The sequence below is a fragment of the Streptomyces sp. NPDC046379 genome, assembly GCF_055587785.1.
In genome coordinates this window covers 778,852-797,423 of the sequence record NZ_JBVJFP010000001.1, presented here as the reverse complement: position 1 = coordinate 797,423, position 18,572 = coordinate 778,852, and the positions used below count along the sequence as shown (strand labels likewise).

The 18,572-nt window shown below is 72.4% G+C and carries 19 protein-coding genes; 13 read left to right on the top strand and 6 right to left on the bottom strand.

The features are described 5' to 3' along the window. Positions 1 to 34 precede the first annotated feature (34 nt). Positions 35 to 1,180 (top strand): 4-hydroxyphenylpyruvate dioxygenase, encoded by a 1,146-nt coding sequence (hppD, locus tag ACZ6KF_RS03620; RefSeq protein ID WP_356627230.1) that lies wholly within the window; start codon positions 35 to 37, stop codon positions 1,178 to 1,180. Between the two features lie 10 nt (positions 1,181 to 1,190). Here the strand turns inward: hppD and ACZ6KF_RS03615 are convergent, their stop codons facing one another. Next, positions 1,191 to 2,630: a tetratricopeptide repeat protein gene (locus tag ACZ6KF_RS03615; RefSeq protein ID WP_469237119.1), complete on the bottom strand. Its 1,440-nt coding sequence runs from the start codon at positions 2,628 to 2,630 to the stop codon at positions 1,191 to 1,193. 98 nt (positions 2,631 to 2,728) lie between these two features. Between ACZ6KF_RS03615 and ACZ6KF_RS03610 the strand changes: the two genes are divergently transcribed. Continuing rightward, positions 2,729 to 4,129, top strand: coding sequence for an FAD-binding oxidoreductase (locus tag ACZ6KF_RS03610; RefSeq protein ID WP_356627232.1), 1,401 nt, complete (start codon positions 2,729 to 2,731; stop codon positions 4,127 to 4,129). Positions 4,130 to 4,209: 80 nt separating this feature from the next. Here ACZ6KF_RS03610 and ACZ6KF_RS03605 read toward each other — a convergent pair whose 3' ends face one another. Further along, positions 4,210 to 4,620: an SsgA family sporulation/cell division regulator gene (locus ACZ6KF_RS03605; protein WP_469237116.1), complete on the bottom strand. Its 411-nt coding sequence runs from the start codon at positions 4,618 to 4,620 to the stop codon at positions 4,210 to 4,212. A gap of 286 nt (positions 4,621 to 4,906) precedes the next feature. On the opposite strand from ACZ6KF_RS03605, the gene ACZ6KF_RS03600 reads away from it, so the two are divergent. After that, the gene (locus ACZ6KF_RS03600; RefSeq protein ID WP_469237114.1) at positions 4,907 to 6,637 is read left to right on the top strand and encodes an RDD family protein; all 1,731 of its coding nucleotides are present in this window, start codon (positions 4,907 to 4,909) and stop codon (positions 6,635 to 6,637) included. 63 nt (positions 6,638 to 6,700) lie between these two features. After that, on the top strand, positions 6,701 to 7,423 hold the full coding sequence (locus tag ACZ6KF_RS03595) for an RDD family protein (RefSeq protein ID WP_356627235.1): 723 nt from the start codon (positions 6,701 to 6,703) through the stop codon (positions 7,421 to 7,423). Here the strand turns inward: ACZ6KF_RS03595 and ACZ6KF_RS03590 are convergent. After that, entirely contained in the window at positions 7,413 to 7,664 is a 252-nt protein-coding gene (locus tag ACZ6KF_RS03590; RefSeq protein WP_356627236.1) for a hypothetical protein, read from the bottom strand. The two genes, ACZ6KF_RS03595 and ACZ6KF_RS03590, sit on opposite strands and share 11 nt — an antisense overlap. Positions 7,665 to 8,168: 504 nt before the next feature. Here ACZ6KF_RS03590 and ACZ6KF_RS03585 point away from each other — a divergent pair. Further along, complete coding sequence (locus ACZ6KF_RS03585; RefSeq protein WP_356627237.1) at positions 8,169 to 10,514, top strand: immune inhibitor A domain-containing protein; 2,346 nt, start codon at positions 8,169 to 8,171, stop codon at positions 10,512 to 10,514. A gap of 122 nt (positions 10,515 to 10,636) precedes the next feature. After that, on the top strand, positions 10,637 to 10,966 hold the full coding sequence (locus tag ACZ6KF_RS03580; protein ID WP_356627238.1) for a hypothetical protein: 330 nt from the start codon (positions 10,637 to 10,639) through the stop codon (positions 10,964 to 10,966). A gap of 15 nt (positions 10,967 to 10,981) precedes the next feature. On the opposite strand, the gene ACZ6KF_RS03575 is transcribed toward ACZ6KF_RS03580, so the two are convergent. After that, a complete protein-coding gene (locus tag ACZ6KF_RS03575) occupies positions 10,982 to 11,584 on the bottom strand; it encodes an isochorismatase family protein (RefSeq protein WP_469158399.1) in 603 nt (200 codons plus the stop codon). A gap of 155 nt (positions 11,585 to 11,739) precedes the next feature. Continuing rightward, entirely contained in the window at positions 11,740 to 13,077 is a 1,338-nt protein-coding gene (locus ACZ6KF_RS03570) for a nicotinate phosphoribosyltransferase (protein WP_356627240.1), read from the bottom strand. On the opposite strand from ACZ6KF_RS03570, the gene clpS reads away from it, so the two are divergent. From clpS to ACZ6KF_RS03535, 7 genes are all read left to right on the top strand, one after another. Next, entirely contained in the window at positions 13,076 to 13,450 is a 375-nt protein-coding gene (clpS, locus tag ACZ6KF_RS03565) for an ATP-dependent Clp protease adapter ClpS (RefSeq protein ID WP_469158400.1), read from the top strand. The two genes, ACZ6KF_RS03570 and clpS, sit on opposite strands and share 2 nt — an antisense overlap. Before the next feature lie 11 nt (positions 13,451 to 13,461). After that, positions 13,462 to 14,067: a DUF2017 domain-containing protein gene (locus ACZ6KF_RS03560; protein WP_356627242.1), complete on the top strand. Its 606-nt coding sequence runs from the start codon at positions 13,462 to 13,464 to the stop codon at positions 14,065 to 14,067. A gap of 327 nt (positions 14,068 to 14,394) precedes the next feature. Beyond that, the gene (locus ACZ6KF_RS03555) at positions 14,395 to 15,822 is read left to right on the top strand and encodes an amino acid permease (protein ID WP_356627243.1); all 1,428 of its coding nucleotides are present in this window, start codon (positions 14,395 to 14,397) and stop codon (positions 15,820 to 15,822) included. Positions 15,823 to 16,002: 180 nt separating this feature from the next. Continuing rightward, a complete protein-coding gene (locus tag ACZ6KF_RS03550; RefSeq protein ID WP_356627244.1) occupies positions 16,003 to 16,425 on the top strand; it encodes a M67 family metallopeptidase in 423 nt (140 codons plus the stop codon). 124 nt (positions 16,426 to 16,549) lie between these two features. Beyond that, positions 16,550 to 16,645 (top strand): putative leader peptide, encoded by a 96-nt coding sequence (locus tag ACZ6KF_RS03545; protein ID WP_328363763.1) that lies wholly within the window; start codon positions 16,550 to 16,552, stop codon positions 16,643 to 16,645. Positions 16,646 to 16,762: 117 nt separating this feature from the next. Further along, entirely contained in the window at positions 16,763 to 17,041 is a 279-nt protein-coding gene (locus ACZ6KF_RS03540) for a MoaD/ThiS family protein (RefSeq protein ID WP_356627245.1), read from the top strand. Between the two features lie 5 nt (positions 17,042 to 17,046). Continuing rightward, positions 17,047 to 17,997, top strand: coding sequence for a PLP-dependent cysteine synthase family protein (locus tag ACZ6KF_RS03535; protein WP_356627246.1), 951 nt, complete (start codon positions 17,047 to 17,049; stop codon positions 17,995 to 17,997). A 3-nt stretch (positions 17,998 to 18,000) separates the two neighbouring features. Here the strand turns inward: ACZ6KF_RS03535 and ACZ6KF_RS03530 are convergent, their stop codons facing one another. Further along, complete coding sequence (locus ACZ6KF_RS03530) at positions 18,001 to 18,444, bottom strand: type II toxin-antitoxin system PemK/MazF family toxin (protein ID WP_356627247.1); 444 nt, start codon at positions 18,442 to 18,444, stop codon at positions 18,001 to 18,003. Positions 18,445 to 18,572: the final 128 nt, after the last annotated feature.

The window sequence follows — 18,572 nt, the reverse complement described above, 5'->3', positions numbered from 1 at the left end:
GCGCATCTTGACGGATCGGAGAGACTCTGCGGCTATGACGCAGACCACACACCACGCTCCCGACACCGCCCGGCAGGCCGATCCCTTCCCGGTCAAGGGCATGGACGCGGTCGTCTTCGCCGTGGGCAACGCCAAGCAGGCGGCGCACTACTACTCCACCGCCTTCGGCATGCAGCGGGTCGCCTACTCCGGACCGGAGACGGGCAGCCGCGAGACCGCCTCGTACGTCCTGGAGAACGGCTCCGCCCGGTTCGTCTTCACCTCGGTCATCAAGCCCGCCACCGCCTGGGGCCACTTCCTCGCCCAGCACGTGGCCGAGCACGGCGACGGCGTCATCGACCTCGCCCTGGAGGTTCCCGACGCGCGCGCCGCGTTCGCTCACGCCGTCGAGCAGGGCGCCCGCCCGATCGCCGAGCCGTACGAGCTGAAGGACGAGCACGGCACCGTCGTCCTCGCCTCGATCGCCACCTACGGCGAGACCCGCCACACCCTGGTCGAGCGCTCCGGCTACGACGGCCCCTACCTTCCCGGCTACGTCGCCGCCGACCCGATCGTGCCGCCGCCCGCGCACCGCACCTTCCAGGCCATCGACCACTGCGTCGGCAACGTCGAACTCGGCCGGATGGACGAGTGGGTCGGCTTCTACAACCGGGTCATGGGCTTCACGAACATGAAGGAGTTCGTGGGCGACGACATCGCCACCGAGTACAGCGCCCTGATGTCGAAGGTGGTCGCCGACGGCACGCTCAAGGTCAAGTTCCCGATCAACGAGCCCGCCATCGCCAAGAAGAAGTCCCAGATCGACGAGTACCTGGAGTTCTACGGCGGCGCCGGCGTCCAGCACATCGCGCTCAACTCCGGCGACATCGTCGAGACGGTCCGCACCATGCGCGCGGCCGGCGTCCAGTTCCTGGACACCCCCGACTCGTACTACGACACGCTGGGGGAGTGGGTCGGCGAGACCCGCGTCCCGGTCGAGACGCTGCGCGAGCTGAAGATCCTCGCCGACCGCGACGAGGACGGCTATCTGCTGCAGATCTTCACCAAGCCGGTCCAGGACCGCCCGACCGTCTTCTTCGAGATCATCGAGCGGCACGGCTCGATGGGCTTCGGCAAGGGCAACTTCAAGGCCCTGTTCGAGGCGATCGAGCGCGAGCAGGCCAAGCGCGGCAATCTGTGAGCACCACCGTCTAGGCGCGCGCCGGTCCCCGGGCGAACCGGGGCACCGGCCGCACCGGCGGCTCGCCCAGCGCCGCCAGCGCGGCACGGGCCGCCGGTGCGTGCAGCGGCGAGAAGTACGGGTTGGTCCGCAGCGCCTCCGTCAGATGCCTGCGGGCCGCCCCGGACCGGCCCAGCGCCTTCTCGATCATCCCCCGGTGGTACAGGTGCTCCGCGCCGCGCGCCCCGGCCCCGCGCTCGGGGTCCGTCGCCCGCGCCGCGAACCACAGCGCCTCCCGACCGCGGCCCGCCCGGTGCAGCGCCCAGCCCAGCGCGTCCGCCACCTCGACACCCGGCTGCCGCCGCCACTGCGCGCGCAGCCGCCGCACCGCCGCCGCCGGATCGCCGTGGTCCGCCTCGAACCGGCCCAGCACCAGCCCCTCGTCCGCGCCGCCCTCCGCCGCGGCCCGCACCCCCTCCCGCACCACGTCGTACTGCTCCCGTGCCGCGTGCTCCAGCCCCAGCGACTCGTACAGTTCCCCGAGTTCGAGCGCGTACCGCGGCGCCGGACGCCCCGCCAGCGCCGCCCGGTACGCGCGCACCGCCCGCTTCTCCCGGCCCAGCGCCGCCAGCGCCCGGCCCTGTCCGGCCCGCGCGGCCCGCTGGTCCGGGTCGACGCGGACCGCCTCCGCGAAGTGCCGCAGGGCCGCCTCCGGCTCGCCGCGCTCCCAGGCGAGCTGCCCGGCCCGCTCCAGCAACGCCGCCCGCTCGGCCGGCGTGCGCGCGCCGGCCGCCGCGTCCGACAGCACCGCCGCCGCGTCCTCGTACCGCCCCCGGTCCCGGTGGACGCCGGCCGCCGTGCGGGCCCGCACCGACGCCGCCGACCGCAGCTTCAGCAGCCGCTCCAGCGCCCGCCCTGCCCCCTCGTGATCGCCGAGCCCCGTGCAGGCGTCGACGAGCAGCGGATACGCCGTCCACCGCGCGCCGTCCACCCGCAGCGCGGCCCGCGCCCAGGCCCGCGCCGCCCGGAAGTCGCGGCGCGCGCCCGCCAGCGCCGCCATGCCCTCCAGGGCCCGCGCGTTGCCCCGCGGCCGGACCTCCAGGGAGGCGCGCAGCGCCCGCTCGGCCTTCGGGTAGTTCCCCGCGTCGAAGGTCCCCCGCCCCTGCTCCACGTACGCCGCCCCCAGCACCGCCCAGGCGCGGGCGTCCCGCGGATGCCGGCGCAGATGCTCCTCCCGGTCGGCGATCAGCGCCGCGAGGCCGGGCAGCGCGGCCGGCGCGCCCACCGTGACCGCGGTCATCGCCTGCCCCACCGCGCCCGGCGCGGGCCGGACCCCCTCCGGCGCGTCCGGCGGCAGCAGCGTCACCACGAGGGCGAGACACCCCGCGAGCGAGGCGGCCACCGCCCAGGACGCCCGGCGGGAGAGCCGCCACCGCCGCCCGCCGCCCCGCAGTCTCTCCTCGGAATCCATGCCGCTCACTGTGCGTCACTACGGCGATCGGGTCCCGGCACGCGCGGGCAGCCCCCGGCGGGGTTCACACCGATGGCCGCCGGTGTCACGCTGTGATCATGAGCCGTAACGACGCCGTACCCGGGGAAGCGCACGCCACCCTCACCGACCGGCTGCTCGCGGGACTGCCGGCCGACGCCGTGCTGACCGACCCCGACGTCACTGCCTCCTACGCCCGCGACATGGCGAGCTTCTGCCCGGCCGGCGCCCCCGCCGTGGTCGTGCTGCCCCGCACCGTCGAGCAGGTGCAGCACGTCCTGCGCACCGCGACCGAGCTGCGCGTCCCCGTCGTCCCGCAGGGCGCCCGCACCGGCCTGTCCGGCGGGGCCAACGCCACCGACGGCTGCGTCGTGCTGTCCCTGACCCGGATGAACCGCATCCTGGAGATCAGCCCCGTCGACCGGATCGCCGTGGTCGAACCGGGCGTCGTCAACGCGGACCTGGCCCGCGCGGTCGGCGAGCACGGCCTGTACTACCCTCCAGACCCTTCCAGTTGGGAGACGTGCACCATCGGCGGCAACATCGGGACGGCCTCCGGCGGCCTGTGCTGCGTCAAATACGGGGTGACGGCCGAGTACGTCCTCGGCCTCGACGTCGTCCTCGCCGACGGCCGGCTGATGTCCACCGGCCGCCGCACCGCCAAGGGCGTCGCCGGATACGACCTCACCCGGCTGTTCGTGGGCTCCGAGGGCTCCCTCGGCGTCGTCGTCCGGGCTGTGCTGGGCCTGCGGCCCAAGCCGCCGCGCCAGCTCGTGCTGGCCGCCGAGTTCGCCTCCGTGCGGGACGCCTGCGACGCCGTGTGCCGGATCATGGCGGACGGACACGTCCCGTCCCTCCTCGAACTGATGGACCGCACGACCGTCCGGGCCGTCAACGACCTCACCCGCATGGGCCTGCCGGAGACGACCGAGGCGCTGCTGCTCGCCGCCTTCGACACCCCCGACCCGGGCGCCGACCTCGCCGCCGTGGGCGCCCTGTGCGAGGCGGCCGGCGCGACGCAGGTGGTGCCCGCCGACGACGAGGCGGAGTCGCAACTCCTGCTCCAGGCACGGCGGTCGTCGCTGCCCGCGCTGGAGGCCGTCAAGGGCACGACGATGATCGACGACGTGTGCGTGCCCCGCTCCCGGCTGGGCGACCTGCTCGAAGGGGTCGAGCGGATCGCCGCGGAACACCGCCTCACCATCGGGGTCTGCGCGCACGCCGGCGACGGCAACACCCATCCGACCGTCTGCTTCGACGCGGCGGACGCCGAGGAGACGCGGCGCGCCCGGCGGTCCTTCGACCAGATCATGGCGCTCGGGCTGGAACTCGGCGGCACCATCACCGGGGAGCACGGGGTGGGGGTGCTGAAGAAGGAGTGGCTGGCGCGCGAACTCGGCCCCGTGGGGCTGGAGATGCAGCGCGCGGTGAAACATGCCTTCGACCCGCTCGGCATCCTCAACCCGGGCAAGCTGTTCTGAGCCACGAGCACGAGCACGAGCACGGGCACGGTCCCGATCGCGGGCACGGCGCCTGCCACGAACACGCTCACGGCTCCGGCTCACTGCGCGAGCAGCTGGGCCAACCCGTCGTCGATCCCGAGCTGTTCGCCCTCCGTGCCCGGCGGCACCACCCGCAGCGTGCGCTCCAGCCACGCCGACACCTGCGCCGACGGGGCCTCCAGCAGCGCGTCGCCCTCCGGGGAGCTGAGCGCCATCAGCACGACGCTGCGCCCGTCGGACTTCGAGGGCCACACCCGCACGTCCCCGTAGCCGCAGGGCCGGAAGACCCCCTCGACCAGCAGGTCCCGGGCGAACGTCCAGTGCACCGGGTACTCCGAGTTGATGTGGAAGGTGATGTGGACCGCGTACGGGTCGTCGACGCGGTAGCCCAGGCGGGCCGGCACGGCGACGCTGTGCTCGGGCGACAGGACGAGCTTCATCTCGAGTTCGCGCTCCACCACGGTGTTCATCTCGTACGTCCTCTCTGTGCCGGTCGGTTCCGGCCGGTTCCGGTCGTCTGTTTCCGAGGCCCCGGTGCGGGCCCGCACGAGGGAGAGGGCGGGAGGCCACGAGCATTACGCGGGTTCGGCGAACTTTTTTCCGGCTTCTTCTCCAGCGTCACGGCGACGGCGTGCGCGCGGTAGCGAAACGGCGCTCGAAAGGAGTGGGTACGGCCGGACGGGCCATACCGGTTGCCCCGGTCTGATAGATGTGGAGGCCCCCATCACACCCCCGAGCAGATACGGGACGACGGACATGAGCGCCCCAACCCCGGCACCCGGAGACGACCGGCCCCGCGAGGGCTACTACCCGGACCCCTCCATCCCCGGATACGTCCGGTACTGGAACGGCGCCAACTGGGTCCCGGGCACCAGCCGCCCGGCCCCGTCCGAGGGCGAGGTCCTGGCGCCGCCCTCCACGGCGCCCGTCGAGGAGACGGGCCCGCACTTCTTCGACGAGGCCCCGCCCGCCGGGCCCGCCGACGCCCGCCACGGCAGCCGTCCCGAGCCCGCCGCCGCGTGGGGCGCGGACCGCCTCCACCAGTCGGGCTTCGGCGGCGACCAGGACCGCCGGGTGGCGTGGGGCGCGCCGCAGGGGACCGATCCGCGGGTGCCGGCGGGGCAGGACGGCGGGAACGGTTCTGCCGGGGGCGCGGGGCACGGCTCCGCAGCGGCGGGCGCGACCGGGCCCGGAGCCGCCCACGCCTCGGACGGCTCCGCCGGACCGGTGCGGCCGGACGGGGCCGGTGCGGCCGACGAGGCCGCCGCCGGCCGCTTCGGTGACGCCGGGGACGCCCGGCCCGGAGGCGGGTCGGCGGGGTCCGCCGCGCCCGCGTGGCCTTCCCCCGCCGAGGCGACGGGGCCCGTGACCCAGGCATCCCCCACCGCGCTCGCCGGTTCGGCCGGGGCCGGCGCGTCGGCCGGTTCCGCCGAGGCCGCCCGGCCGGGACCGTCCGGGCACCTCGCCGGGCAGGCCGGCGACGGCAGGGTCTCCGGGGCGAGCGGACCGTCCGGGACCGGTGCGGCCGCGTGGCCCGGCGGGCCGGCGCCGTCCGTGACGGGCACGGGCCCGTCGCCCGCGCCCGCCTGGCCCGCCTCTTCTCCCGAGGCGCCCGCCGCCTCCGCCGCGCACACCGCGGCCGGGGACGGCTCCGGTCCGGGCGGTGGCGACGTCGACTCGGGCAGCACCTTCGTGTTCCGCAGGCCCAAGGGCGGCGCGCCCGCTGCGGACACGGCTGCCGAGGAGGACCGCGGGACCATGACCTTCCGGGCCGTCTCCCCGCGCGGCGGGCAGCACACGCCCCGGTCCGCCCCTTCCGGCGTGCCCCGGCAGGCCCCCGCCCCCGCTCCGGCCCCCGCCACCCCCGTCACCACCGGCCCCGGCGGCGGGCAGGCCTCCTGGCCCCAGCAGGTGCACCGGCTCCCCGGCGACGAGCAGCAGCCCGTCGCGCCCTGGAAGCCCCCCGTCGAGGACGTCTTCCAGGCCGCCGCCCGGCGTCAGGCCTCCGCCCGTCCCGCCGGGCTCGGCAGGCGGCTGGCCGCCCGGCTGATCGACAGCCTCGTCGTCGCCGCCGTCACCTCGGCCGCCGCCGTCCCGCTCGGCGCACAGGCGGCGGACCACATCCAGGGCAAGATCGACGAGGCCAAGCTCTCCGGCCGCACGGTCACCGTCTGGCTCCTCGACGGCACGACGTCCGTCTACTTCGGCGCCGTCCTCGCCGTCCTCCTCCTGACCGGCGTGCTCTACGAGGCGCTGCCCACCGCCAAGTGGGGCCGCACCCTGGGCAAGCGGCTGCTCGGCCTGGAGGTGCGCGACATCGAGGCCCACGAACCCCCGTCCTTCGGCGCCGCCCTGCGCCGGTGGCTCGTCTACAGCGTGCCGGGGCTGCTCGGCCTCGGCCTGATCGGCGTGGCCTGGTGCCTGTTCGACAAGCCCTGGCGGCAGTGCTGGCACGACAAGGCCGCGCATACGTTCGTAGCGGGCTGAAACGGTCCCTCGGACGGCCGCCCGTCGGATGCGAAGAGCTGATCTTCGCGATCCACTCGGGCCATGAGCACCGAACCGCCCCCCGGCGCCGGCGGGCCCTCGCCGGACGACGACCGTTTCAGGAAGCAGCCCCCGCCCGGCCAGGGGGCCGGCTCGCCGTACGACCCGCCCGGAGGCGGCGGCCAGCCGCCACCCCCGCCCGGCGCCGGCGGACCCCAGGGCGGCGGCCCGTACAACGGCGGTGGCGGCCCCTACGGCGGCGGCGGACCTTACGGCGGCGGCCCCTACGGCGGTGACCCGTACGGCGGCGGTGGTTACCCCACCGACCCGCTCGCCGGCATGCCCCCGCTCGCCGACAGCGGCAAACGCACCCTCGCCCGGATCATCGACCTCATCCTCGTCGGCATCGTCGTCTGGCTTCTCACGCTCGGCTTCAACGTCAACGAGTACGAATTCGGCGGCGACCGCGCAGAGGTGGGCAAGTCGCTGGGCCAGTCCCTCATCGCCCTCGTGCTCTACATGGCGTACGACACCGTCATGACCGCCAGGACCGGGCAGACCCTCGGCAAGAAGTGGCTCAACCTGCGCGTGGCCAACCTCGACGACGGAGCCAACCCCTCCGTGCAGACCGCGCTGATCCGGGCCGCGGTGCTGTGGATCCCGTTCGCCTTCTGCTGCGCCTGCATCTGGACGGCGATCTCGGGCGGTTGGAGCTTCTTCGACAAGCCGTACAAGCAGGGCCTGCACGACAAGGCGGCCAAAACGGTCGTCGTCGCTACGAATTGAGGCGGGTCGGCTCCCGTACCGGCTCGGGCGCCGGCGCCGGGACGGAGGAGGCCACCACCGAGGAGGCCCGCTTCGGCGCGGGCGCCCGCAGGGCGACCAGCAGCCCCAGCAGGAGCGCCGCGACGGCGACGACCGCGACCCCCGGGCCCGAAGTCGCCCCGGAGAGCAGCAGCATGGCGAGCGCCGAGAAGATCACGGTCAACGTGCCGTAGACGAGCTGTGCGGCAGTCGGACGAGGCATGGCAATCGTGTCCTCGAGGAAACGGGGGTGTCGTCGTGATACCGGTTCAATCTATTCGCCTGCATGCCCGAGCGGGACTAACCGTAAGCGTGAGATGACCAACAGTGCCGGAGCACAGGGGGCGCACCGATTCATGGCGTCCGCCAAGCGGACGGCCCCACGCGCCGGTTGAGGGGCCGTCCGCAGGAGCGGTCGGCGGGTTCGCCCGCGGGGTCCGTCGCGGGGTCCGGCGCAGGGCCCGTCGGACCGGCTCGCGACCGGGCACCCCCCCCGTATGGTCCCCGTGCGGCCCCTGCGTGGTCCCCGTGTGGTCCCTCGTCCGGTCAGCGGACCGGGGTTCCCGCATAATGCACTTGACCTGCGCAAGTCAAGGTCTGTCTTTTCCGGGCAACCTCTAGTCCAATGTCGTCACTTGACTACACGCGTTGATTACGCGCGCGCAGGCAGCCACATCTCACTGGTTCCTTCCTTCGCGCGCCCGGACGCGGGGGAGGAACCCACCAAGTGTCCAGCAGATCCTGGAAGTTCAGAACGGCCGCGACCGCGGTCGCACTCGCGGCGGCCACCGCCACGATCTCCAGCCTCACCGTGGCGCAGGCCGACTCGGCCACCCCGGTGAAGGCCGGCTCCGTCGACCGGCACGACCCGGCCGCGCCCCACGACCACGAGAAGCACAACCTGTCCGGTCCGCTGACCGAGACGGTCGAGGCCCAGCGCGAAGAGGCGCTGAAGCAGGTCATCTCCGGCGAGGCCGAGGTCAAGGAGCGCGACGGCTCCAAGGTCGTGGAGCTGGAGAGCGGCCGGGGCGGCAGCAAGTACGTCGAGCTGGGCCGGGAGAAGACCGACAAGATCTTCACCATCCTGGTCGAGTTCGGCGACAAGATCGACAGCCGCTACGGCGGCACGCCCGGCCCGCTGCACAACCAGATCGCCGAGCCGGACCGCACCAAGGACAACAGCACGGCCTGGAAGGCGGACTACAACCGCGAGCACTTCCAGGAGCTGTACTTCGGCGACGGCACCGACTCGATGAAGACCTACTACGAGAAGCAGTCCTCGGGCCGCTACTCGATCGACGGTACGGTCTCCGACTGGGTCAAGGTCCCCTACAACGAGGCCCGCTACGGCTCCAACAAGTGCGACCCGGACAACTGCGCCTGGTTCGCGGTGCAGGACGGCGTCACCGCCTGGGTCGAGCAGCAGAAGGCCGCCGGCAAGACCGACGCCGAGATCAAGGCGCAGCTCGCCGAGTACGACCAGTGGGACCGCTACGACCACGACGGCGACGGCGACTTCAACGAGCGCGACGGCTACATCGACCACTTCCAGATCGTGCACGCCGGCGAGGACGAGTCCGCGGGCGGCGGCGCGCAGGGCGAGGACGCCATCTGGGCGCACCGCTGGTACGCCTTCGGCACCGACGCCGGCGCGACCGGCCCCGAGGGCAACCGCCTCGGCGGCACCCAGATCGGCGACAGCGGCATCTGGGTCGGCGACTACACCATCCAGCCGGAGAACGGCGGACTCGGCGTCTTCGCCCACGAGTACGGCCACGACCTCGGCCTGCCGGACCACTACGACACCAACGGCGGCGAGAACTCCACCGGCTTCTGGACGCTGATGTCGTCCGGTTCCTGGCTCGGCACCGGCCGGAACGAGATCGGCGACCTGCCGGGCGACATGACCGCCTGGGACAAGCTCCAGCTCGGCTGGCTCGACTACGACGTGGCCAAGGCCGGGACCAAGTCCCGCCACAAGCTGGGCGTCGCCGAGTACAACACCGAGAACAAGCAGGCCCTCGTGGTCGAGCTGCCCGAGAAGGCCGTCACCACCGAGGTGGTCACCCCGGCCGAGGGCGCGACCCAGTGGTGGAGCGGCAGCGGCGACGACCTGCGCAACACCCTGACCCGCTCGGTCGACCTGACCGGCAAGACGTCGGCGAGCCTGACCCTGGACGGCTGGTACGACATCGAGGCCGACTACGACTACCTCTACACCGAGGTCTCCACGGACGGCGGCGCCAACTGGACGGCGGTCGACGGCACCGTGGACGGTCAGCCGATCCCGCGTGACGGCAGCGGCAAGCCTGCCCTGACCGGCACGGTCGACGGCTACAAGCCGCTCGCCTTCTCGCTGGACGCCTACGCCGGCAAGAAGATCGACCTGCGCTTCCGCTACGCCACCGACGGCGGCGTGGCCCAGAAGGGCTTCGCGGCGGACCGCATCACCGTCACCGCCGACGGCGCCGCGCTGTTCACGGACAATGCGGAGAGCGCGGACGCGGCCTGGACGGCCAACGGCTTCTCGCGCATCGGCGCCTCGTTCACCGAGGACTACGCCCAGTACTACATCGCCGAGAACCGTCAGTACGTCTCGTACGACAAGACCCTGAAGGTCGGCCCGTACAACTTCGGCTTCGCGGACCGTCCGGACTGGGTGGAGCACTACGCGTACCAGAACGGCCTGCTGATCTGGAAGTGGGACACCTCCCAGAAGGACAACAACACCAGTCAGCACCCGGGCACCGGCCTGCTGCTGCCGGTGGACTCCCACCCGACCGCGCTGAAGTGGTCCGACGGCACGCTGATGCGCGCCCGCATCCAGGCCTACGACTCGCCGTTCAGCCTCTACCGCACGGACGGCATGACGCTGCACAAGGCGGGCGTGCCCACCACCATCCCGTCGTCGAAGGGCGTTCCGGTCTTCAACGACCACCTGAACGACTACTACGACGAGACGAACCCGCGGGCCGGTGTCAAGATCACTGACACCAACACCAAGATCAGGATCGTCAAGGAGGCCCTGAACGGCTCGACGATCTCGCTCGAGGTCGGCCCCGCCCTGCGGTAACCGGTATATCCGCAGGTCAGACGCGTATCGGCGGCAACCCCTTGGCGGGTTGCCGCCGATCGTGTTTAGGTGCGTGCTGTGGCTCTCTTATTGACACCGACACGCACGGGGGTATGACGCGCATGGCCGCAGGAGGTTTCTGCAAGCTGCCGAACGGATCGGTGGTGGTGGCGCTGAACCTGCCCAGCCCCGCCGCCGGAGGTCCGGCCGGCGTCCGGGTCCTCGTCCACGCCCAGAACCGGGCGCGCGCCCTGACCAGGCTGCGCAACCTGGGACTGCGCGCGGTCTACCTGCGGGGCAACGCGGCCCCGCCGACCCCGGACGAGATCACGGCGGTCCTGCACCACCCCGACGGCCTCATATGGCGCACGGCCCCGCAGACCGGGGTGACGATCACCGAACTCTGGCACCCGATCCGCGCCCTCCTGCGCAGGCCGGCGGCGTCGGCGTGAGCCCCCGGCCCCCGGCTACTGAGCGGCTCCCCGGCTGACCACCGGCTTTCCCGTCAGTTCCACGCCCGCCGCGCGCAGCTCCTCCAGAGCCCGCTCGGTGGTGTCCGGGGCCACGCCCGCGGTCAGGTCGAGCAGGACGTGGGTGCGGAAGCCCTCGCGGGCGGCGTCCAGGGCGGTGGCCCGTACGCAGTGGTCGGTGGCGATGCCGACGACGTCCACCTCGTCGACGCTGCGCTCGCGCAGCCAGTCGGCGAGGGCGACGCCGTTCTCGTCGGTGCCCTCGAAGCCGCTGTAGGCGGCGGCGTAGGCGCCCTTGTCGAAGACGGCCTCGACGGCGCCGGAGGCGATCGCCGGGGCGAAGTTCGGGTGGAATCCGACGCCCTCGGTGCCCGCGACGCAGTGCGCGGGCCAGGAGTGGACGAAGTCGGGGTTGTCGGCGAAGTGGCCGCCGGGGGCGATGTGGTGGTCGCGGGTGGCCACGACATGGCGGTAGCCGGCGGGGGCCTGCCCGATCAGCTCGGTGATCGCGGCGGCCACGTCGGCCCCGCCGGCCACCGGGAGGCTGCCCCCCTCGCAGAAGTCGTTCTGCACGTCAACGACGATCAAGGCGCGGCGCATGGTCGGTGTCCTTCGGCTGAGGATTGCGGTGGGCGGGGTACGGGGGGCCGGGGTCTGGACTCCCGAGCCTAGAGACTGCGCGGGTGGTACGGGAGGGGCTCTCCGGAAGCATCCGGCCGCGCAGGGGCGGCGCGCCGGATGTCCGGGTACCCCGTCTACTCGCCGTGCACGTGTTCCGTGGGCAGGACCGGCTCCCCGCGGGAGAGCTGCGTGGCGGACAGGGGCAGGGCGGCTCGGGCGGCGATGTGGCGGTCGCGGGGTGCGTCCAGGGGCTCGCGCGTGAGGACCTCGCCCCCCTTGACCAGCTGCACCTGGAGCAGGTGGTCGACGAGATGCGCCGGGACCGGGCCGGTGCCGACGACCTCGGCCTCGGCGACGCCCTGCTCGTCGGGGCGGCGCGCGGCCCACTTGCGGCCGCCGAGGGAGCTCTTGCCGCCCGTGGACTTCTTGGCCACCGGCACCAGGGGCGCGTCCGGGTCGGCGGAGGCGGCGCGGGCGACCAGCTTGTAGACCATCGAGCTGGTGGGGTGCCCGGAGCCGGTGACCAGCTGGGTGCCGACCCCGTAGGCGTCCACGGGCGCCGCCGCCAGCGAGGCGATGGCGTACTCGTCCAGGTCCGAGGTGACGATGATCCGCGTGTCCGTGGCGCCCAGCTCGTCCAGCTGCCGGCGCACCCGGTGCGCGACCAGCAGCAGGTCGCCGGAGTCGATCCGCACCGCGCCGAGCCCGGGACCGGCCACCTCCACGGCCGTGCGGACGGCCTCGGTGACGTCGTAGGTGTCCACCAGGAGGGTGGTGCCCCGGCCCATGGTGTTGACCTGTGCCCGGAAGGCGTCCCGCTCGCGGTCGTGCAGGAGGGTGAAGGCGTGGGCGGAGGTGCCGACCGTCGGGATGCCGTAGCGGAAACCGGCCGCCAGGTCCGAGGTCGAGGAGAAGCCGCCGACGTAGGCGGCGCGGGCGGCGGCCACCGCGGCCAGCTCGTGGGTGCGCCGGGCGCCCATCTCGATCAGCGGGCGGTCCCCGGCCGCCGACGACATCCGGGACGCGGCGGCGGCGATCGCCGAGTCGTGGTTGAGGATCGACAGGATCACCGTCTCCAGCAGCACGCACTCCGCGAAGCTGCCCTCCACCCGCAGCACCGGCGAGCCCGGGAAGTACACCTCGCCCTCCGGGTAGCCCCAGATGTCGCCGGTGAACCGGTATCCGGCCAGCCACTCCAGGGTCTCGGGGCCGACGATGCCCCGCTCGCCCAGGAAGCCGAGGACGTCCGCGTCGAAGCGGAAGTTCTCCACGGCGTCCAGCACCCGCCCGGTGCCCGCCACCACGCCGTACCGGCGCCCCTCCGGCAGCCGCCGGGTGAAGACCTCGAAAACGCTGCGCCGCCCGGCGGTGCCCGCCTTCAGGGCGGCCTGGAGCATCGTCAACTCGTACTGGTCCGTGAAAAGAGCCGTCGAGGGGACTTCCACCGGCAGCCCAAGGTCCGCTGTGTTCATGGCAAGAAGGATACCCCATTCTCGTCAGTGTGACGATTTATGGCGGGCATGGCAGCATGGAGAGGTGACGTCAGCCGCTCCCATCGAGATCGAACGCACCGAGTCGGCGGAGGAGGTCTCTGCCGTTCCCGAGCCGGACGTCCCCTGGGTCACGATCGTCCACAACGACCCGGTCAACCTCATGAGCTACGTGACGTACGTCTTCCAGACGTACTTCGGCTACTCCAAGGACAAGGCCACCAAGCTCATGCTCGACGTCCACCACAAGGGCCGGGCGGTCGTCTCCAGCGGCAGTCGCGAGGAGATGGAACGCGACGTGCAGGCCATGCACGGCTACGGACTGTGGGCCACCCTCCAGCAGGACCGGAAGTAGCGAACGCCGCCATGCCAGGAACCTTCGAACCGCTCCCCGGCGGCGGCGCGGCCGTCGCGCTCGACGAGGTCGAGATCTCCATCATCCGCTCCCTCGCCCTGCAGCTCCTGGAGCTCATCGGTCCCGGCCCCGCCGAGGACGCCGACGCCGACCCGCTCGCCGAACTGTTCTCCGAGGGCCCCAGCGAGCCCCCCTCCGACCCGGTGCTGCGCCGCCTCTTCCCCGACGCCTACACCGACCCCGAGCGCACGCCCGACTCCGCCGTGGACGCCGAGGAGCGCAAGGCGTACTCCGCCGAGTTCCGCCGCTACACCGAGAACGACCTGCGCGCCGGCAAGCGGGACAACGCCCTCGCGGTCATCCGCACCCTGGACGCCCTGGCTCCCGGCGAGGACGGCGGCGCCGTTCTCCAGCTCTCCCCGGACCAGTCCCGGCAGTGGCTCGGCGCCCTCAACGACCTGCGCCTGGCCATCGCCGCCCGGCTGGAGATCACCGACGAGGACGACACCGACCTGCTCTACCGGCTGCCGGACGAGGACCCGCGCAAGCCGATGGTGATGGCCTATCTCTGGCTCGGCGGCCTCCAGGAGACCCTGGTCACGACGCTCATGCCCTGACATGACGTGACATCTCCGGGCAGGCTGTTCGCTCAGCGGACGCTCAAATCCGGATAACGATCCCGTCAACGCTCCGGCCGCCCTTGCACCCCTCGGGTGCGCTTTGCCCCTTTTTCCTGTGCCGTGCGCCACACGCGCCTCGGATACCGGCTGCCGCCGCCGTGATAAATCTTCACGACCGCCCGGCGACACCACCCATGTCCCGCCGGGTGCGCCACCGAGCCGACGACCGTCGGCCAGGCAACAGCTCCAGAACATCCGGGGGGATCGTGACCCGGTCCGAGGCCGACGAGAGGCCGCGGGGCGGGATGGAGAAAGGCGCACTGCATGGCCTCCGTGAAGGTCGACAACCAGCACACCTCGGAAGAGGGCTACGAACGCGGACTCGGCAGCCGCCAGGTCCAGATGATCGCCATCGGCGGCGCCATCGGCGTCGGCCTCTTCCTGGGCGCCGGGGCGAACATCGCCAAGGCCGGGCCCAGTCTGATCCTGATGTACGCCCTCGCCGGCGTGATCATCTTCTTCATCATGCGGGCCCTGGGCGAGCTGCTGCTCTACCGCCCCGTGTCGGGCTCGTTCGCCGAGTACTCCCGCGAGTTCCTCGGCCCGTTCTTCGGCTACTTCACCGGCTGGACGTACTGGCTGATGTGGGTCGTCACCGGCATGGCCGAGCTGACGGCCGCCGCGATCTACGTCAACTACTGGTGGCCGGCCGTCCCCCAGTGGGTCACGGCACTGGTCTTCCTGGTGATCCTCTTCGCCGCCAACCTGATCTCCGTCAAGCTGTTCGGCGAGATCGAGTTCTGGTTCTCGATGGTCAAGGTCACCGCCCTGATGGGCATGATCGTCATCGGCCTCGGTGTGCTCACCTTCGGTTTCAGCGCGGCCGGCGACACCGCCGCCGTCTCCAACCTCTGGGCCTTCGACGGCTTCTTCCCCAAGGGCGTCGGCTCCTCCCTGATGACCCTCCAGGGCGTCATGTTCGCCTACCTCGCCGTCGAGCTGGTCGGCGTCACCGCCGGCGAGTCCGAGGACCCCGAGAAGACCCTCCCCAAGGCCATCAACACCCTGCCCTGGCGGATCGCCCTCTTCTACGTCGGCGCCCTCACCGTCATCCTCTGCGTGGTGAAGTGGACCGAGTTCGCACCCGGCGTGAGCCCCTTCGTCGCCGCCTTCGCCCAGATCGGCATCCCGGCCGGCGCCGGCATCGTCAACTTCGTGGTCCTCACCGCCGCCCTGTCGTCCTGCAACTCCGGCATGTACTCCACGGGCCGCATGCTGCGCACCCTGGCCGACAACGGCGAGGCCCCGCGCGTCTTCACCAAGCTCTCCGCCACCCGCACCCCCGCCCTCGGCATCACCGTCTCGGTGCTGTTCATGGGCATCGGCGTGGTGCTCAACTACGTCGTCCCGGAGAAGGCGTTCGGCTACGTCACCTCCGTCGCCGTCGCCGCCGGCATCTGGACCTGGCTGATGATCCTGGTCAGCCACGTCCTGTACCGCCGCGCGGTCGAGGCGGGCCGGCTGCCGGCCTCCTCCTTCCCGGCGCCGGGCGGCGCGGTCTGCTCGTACATCGCCATCGCGTTCCTGATCTTCGTGACCGGCATCATCGTCTGCGACGCCGACGCCCGCGTCAGCCTGATCGTGATGGCCGGCTGGGCCGTCGCCCTGTGGATCGGCTGGTCCGTCCTCAAGGTCCGCAACCCGCGGATCGCCGAACGCCGCACCCCGGAGCAGCCCGGCCCGCTCGGCTGACGAGCCGCCGGGAGCCGCCGGCGGGCGGCCGTCGAGCCCTCGACCGGCGACCGCCGAGCCGCCGGCGACCGACCGCCGAGCCCTCGGCGAAGTCGCCGGTCGACGGCACCGCGTCCGGCATGCGGGCCGCCCCGTACCACCCCTCGGTACAGGGCGGCCCGTCCGCTTATCCTGACCACCATGCTGACCATCACCCAGGTGCTGTTCGACCAGATCGTCGCCCACGCCCGCGCGGACCACCCCGACGAGGCGTGCGGCGTGGTGGCCGGACCGGTGGGCTCGGGACGCCCCGAGCGCTTCATCCCCATGCTCAACGCCGCCCGCTCGCCCACCTTCTACGAGTTCGACTCGGGCGATCTCCTCAAGCTCTACCGCGAGATGGACGACCGCGACGAGGAGCCGGTGATCATCTACCACTCGCACACCGCGACCGAGGCCTACCCCTCCCGCACCGACATCTCCTACGCCAACGAGCCCGGCGCGCACTACGTCCTCGTCTCCACCGCGGACACCGACGAGGCCGGCCCGTTCCAGTTCCGTTCGTTCCGGATCGTCGAGGGAGAGGTCACGGAAGAGGAGGTCAAGGTGGTCGAGAGCTACTGACCGCGCCCGACCGCCGCCGCCGAACTCACGCCCTTGTCGCAGCGATCTCGTACTTCGGATGAAATCTGTCCGAAGGATGGGATCACATTCCAGGAGCCGGACCGGGAATCGATACGATGAGCCCATGGTTTTCCACGACGTGAGCGAAAAGACGCCGGGCACGCTGCTCGTGGCGCGGCTGCACGTCGATCTGTGCAGGCTCGCCAGCGCCATCTGTTGACGCCGGACCCTGCCGCCGCACGGCCGTGAGCCGCGGCGCCCTCATACGCACGACCTGCTGTATCTGCGCCGCCGCGCGCCTTATCGACCTGACTTCTCCCGACAGGAGCCCTGAGCCATGGCCATCGAGGTCCGCATCCCCACCATCCTCCGCCAGTACACCGACGGCCAGAAGGCCGTCGAGGGCGCCGGGGAGACCCTCGCCGAGCTGTTCGCCGACCTCGAGACCCGCCACTCGGGCATCCAGGCCCGCATCGTGGACGGCGACCAGCTGCGCCGCTTCGTCAACGTCTACCTCAACGACGAGGACGTCCGCTTCCTCGAGGGCATCAACACCAAGCTCACCGACGGCGACAACGTCACGATCCTGCCGGCCGTGGCCGGCGGCATGGCCTGACGGCGATGCGATACGACTCCCCGCTGGCCGCGGTGGGCAACACCCCCCTGGTGCGCCTGCCGCGGCTGTCGCCGTCCGCCGACGTCCGGATCTGGGCCAAGCTGGAGGACCGCAACCCGACCGGCTCCGTCAAGGACCGCCCCGCCCTGCACATGATCGAGCAGGCGGAGAAGGACGGCCGGCTCACCCCCGGCTGCACCATCCTGGAGCCCACCTCCGGCAACACCGGCATCTCCCTCGCCATGGCGGCCAAGCTCAAGGGCTACCGCATGGTGTGCGTCATGCCCGAGAACACCTCCCAGGAACGCCGGGACCTGCTCGGCATGTGGGGCGCCGAGATCATCTCCAGCCCGGCCGCCGGCGGCTCCAACACCGCCGTCCGCGTCGCCAAGGAACTCGCCGCCGAGCACCCCGACTGGGTGATGCTCTACCAGTACGGCAACCCGGACAACGCCGGCGCCCACTACGCCACGACCGGCCCGGAGATCCTCGCCGACCTGCCGTCCGTCACCCACTTCGTCGCCGGCCTCGGCACCACCGGCACCCTCATGGGCGTCGGCCGCTACCTGCGCGAGCACAAGCCGGACGTGAGGATCGTCGCCGCCGAGCCGCGTTACGACGACCTCGTCTACGGCCTGCGCAACCTCGACGAGGGCTTCGTCCCCGAGCTGTACGACGCCTCCGTCCTCACCACCCGCTTCTCCGTCGGCTCCGCCGACGCCGTCACCCGCACCCGCGAGCTGCTCCAGCAGGAGGGCATCTTCGCTGGCGTCTCCACCGGCGCCGCGCTGCACGCCGCGATCGGCGTCGGCAACAAGGCCGTCAAGGCCGGCGAGAGCGCGGACATCGTGTTCGTCGTCGCCGACGGCGGCTGGAAGTACCTCTCCACCGGCGTCTACACCGCCGCCACCACCGAAGAGGCCATCGAGGTCCTCCAGGGCCAGCTGTGGGCGTGAGCGCTACGTCGTGAGGTGGCGGACCTGGTCCCACAGGACCGGGTCCACCACCCCGACCCGGCGCCGGAAGTCGCCCACCGGCACTTCCCGCAGCTCGTCCGTCTCCAGGAAGCTCGCCCGCCCCCGCGCGTCCCCGACCGACCCCGGCGGCAACGGGATCACCCCGCACCGCTCGTCCCGGTACCTACTGGTGATCTTCGCGACCGTGGCCCGCCGCCCGCGCACCGCCAGCACCAGACACGGCCGGTCCTTCGCCCCCGGACCGTCCTCGTAGGGCACGTTCGCCCACCAGATCTCCGCCGCCCGCGGCCGCCCCGCAGGCCCCTCCGCCCGCCCCGGCGGCCGGGTCCGCCGCCCCGCCGGACGCCGCCTCCAGCCGCCCGCGAGCACGGCGGCCACCGCGAGCAGCACCACCGCCGCCACCGCCGGCCACCAGGACGTGTCCATACGACGACCGTACCGGCGCACAGCCCGCCCCGCGCCCTCCCGCGCGCCCCACACGCCCCGCAGCCAGCCGAACCGGTGACAGCACAGGTGAGTTCGCCCACAACGCCCCCTGGCGGAGGAGCGACCGG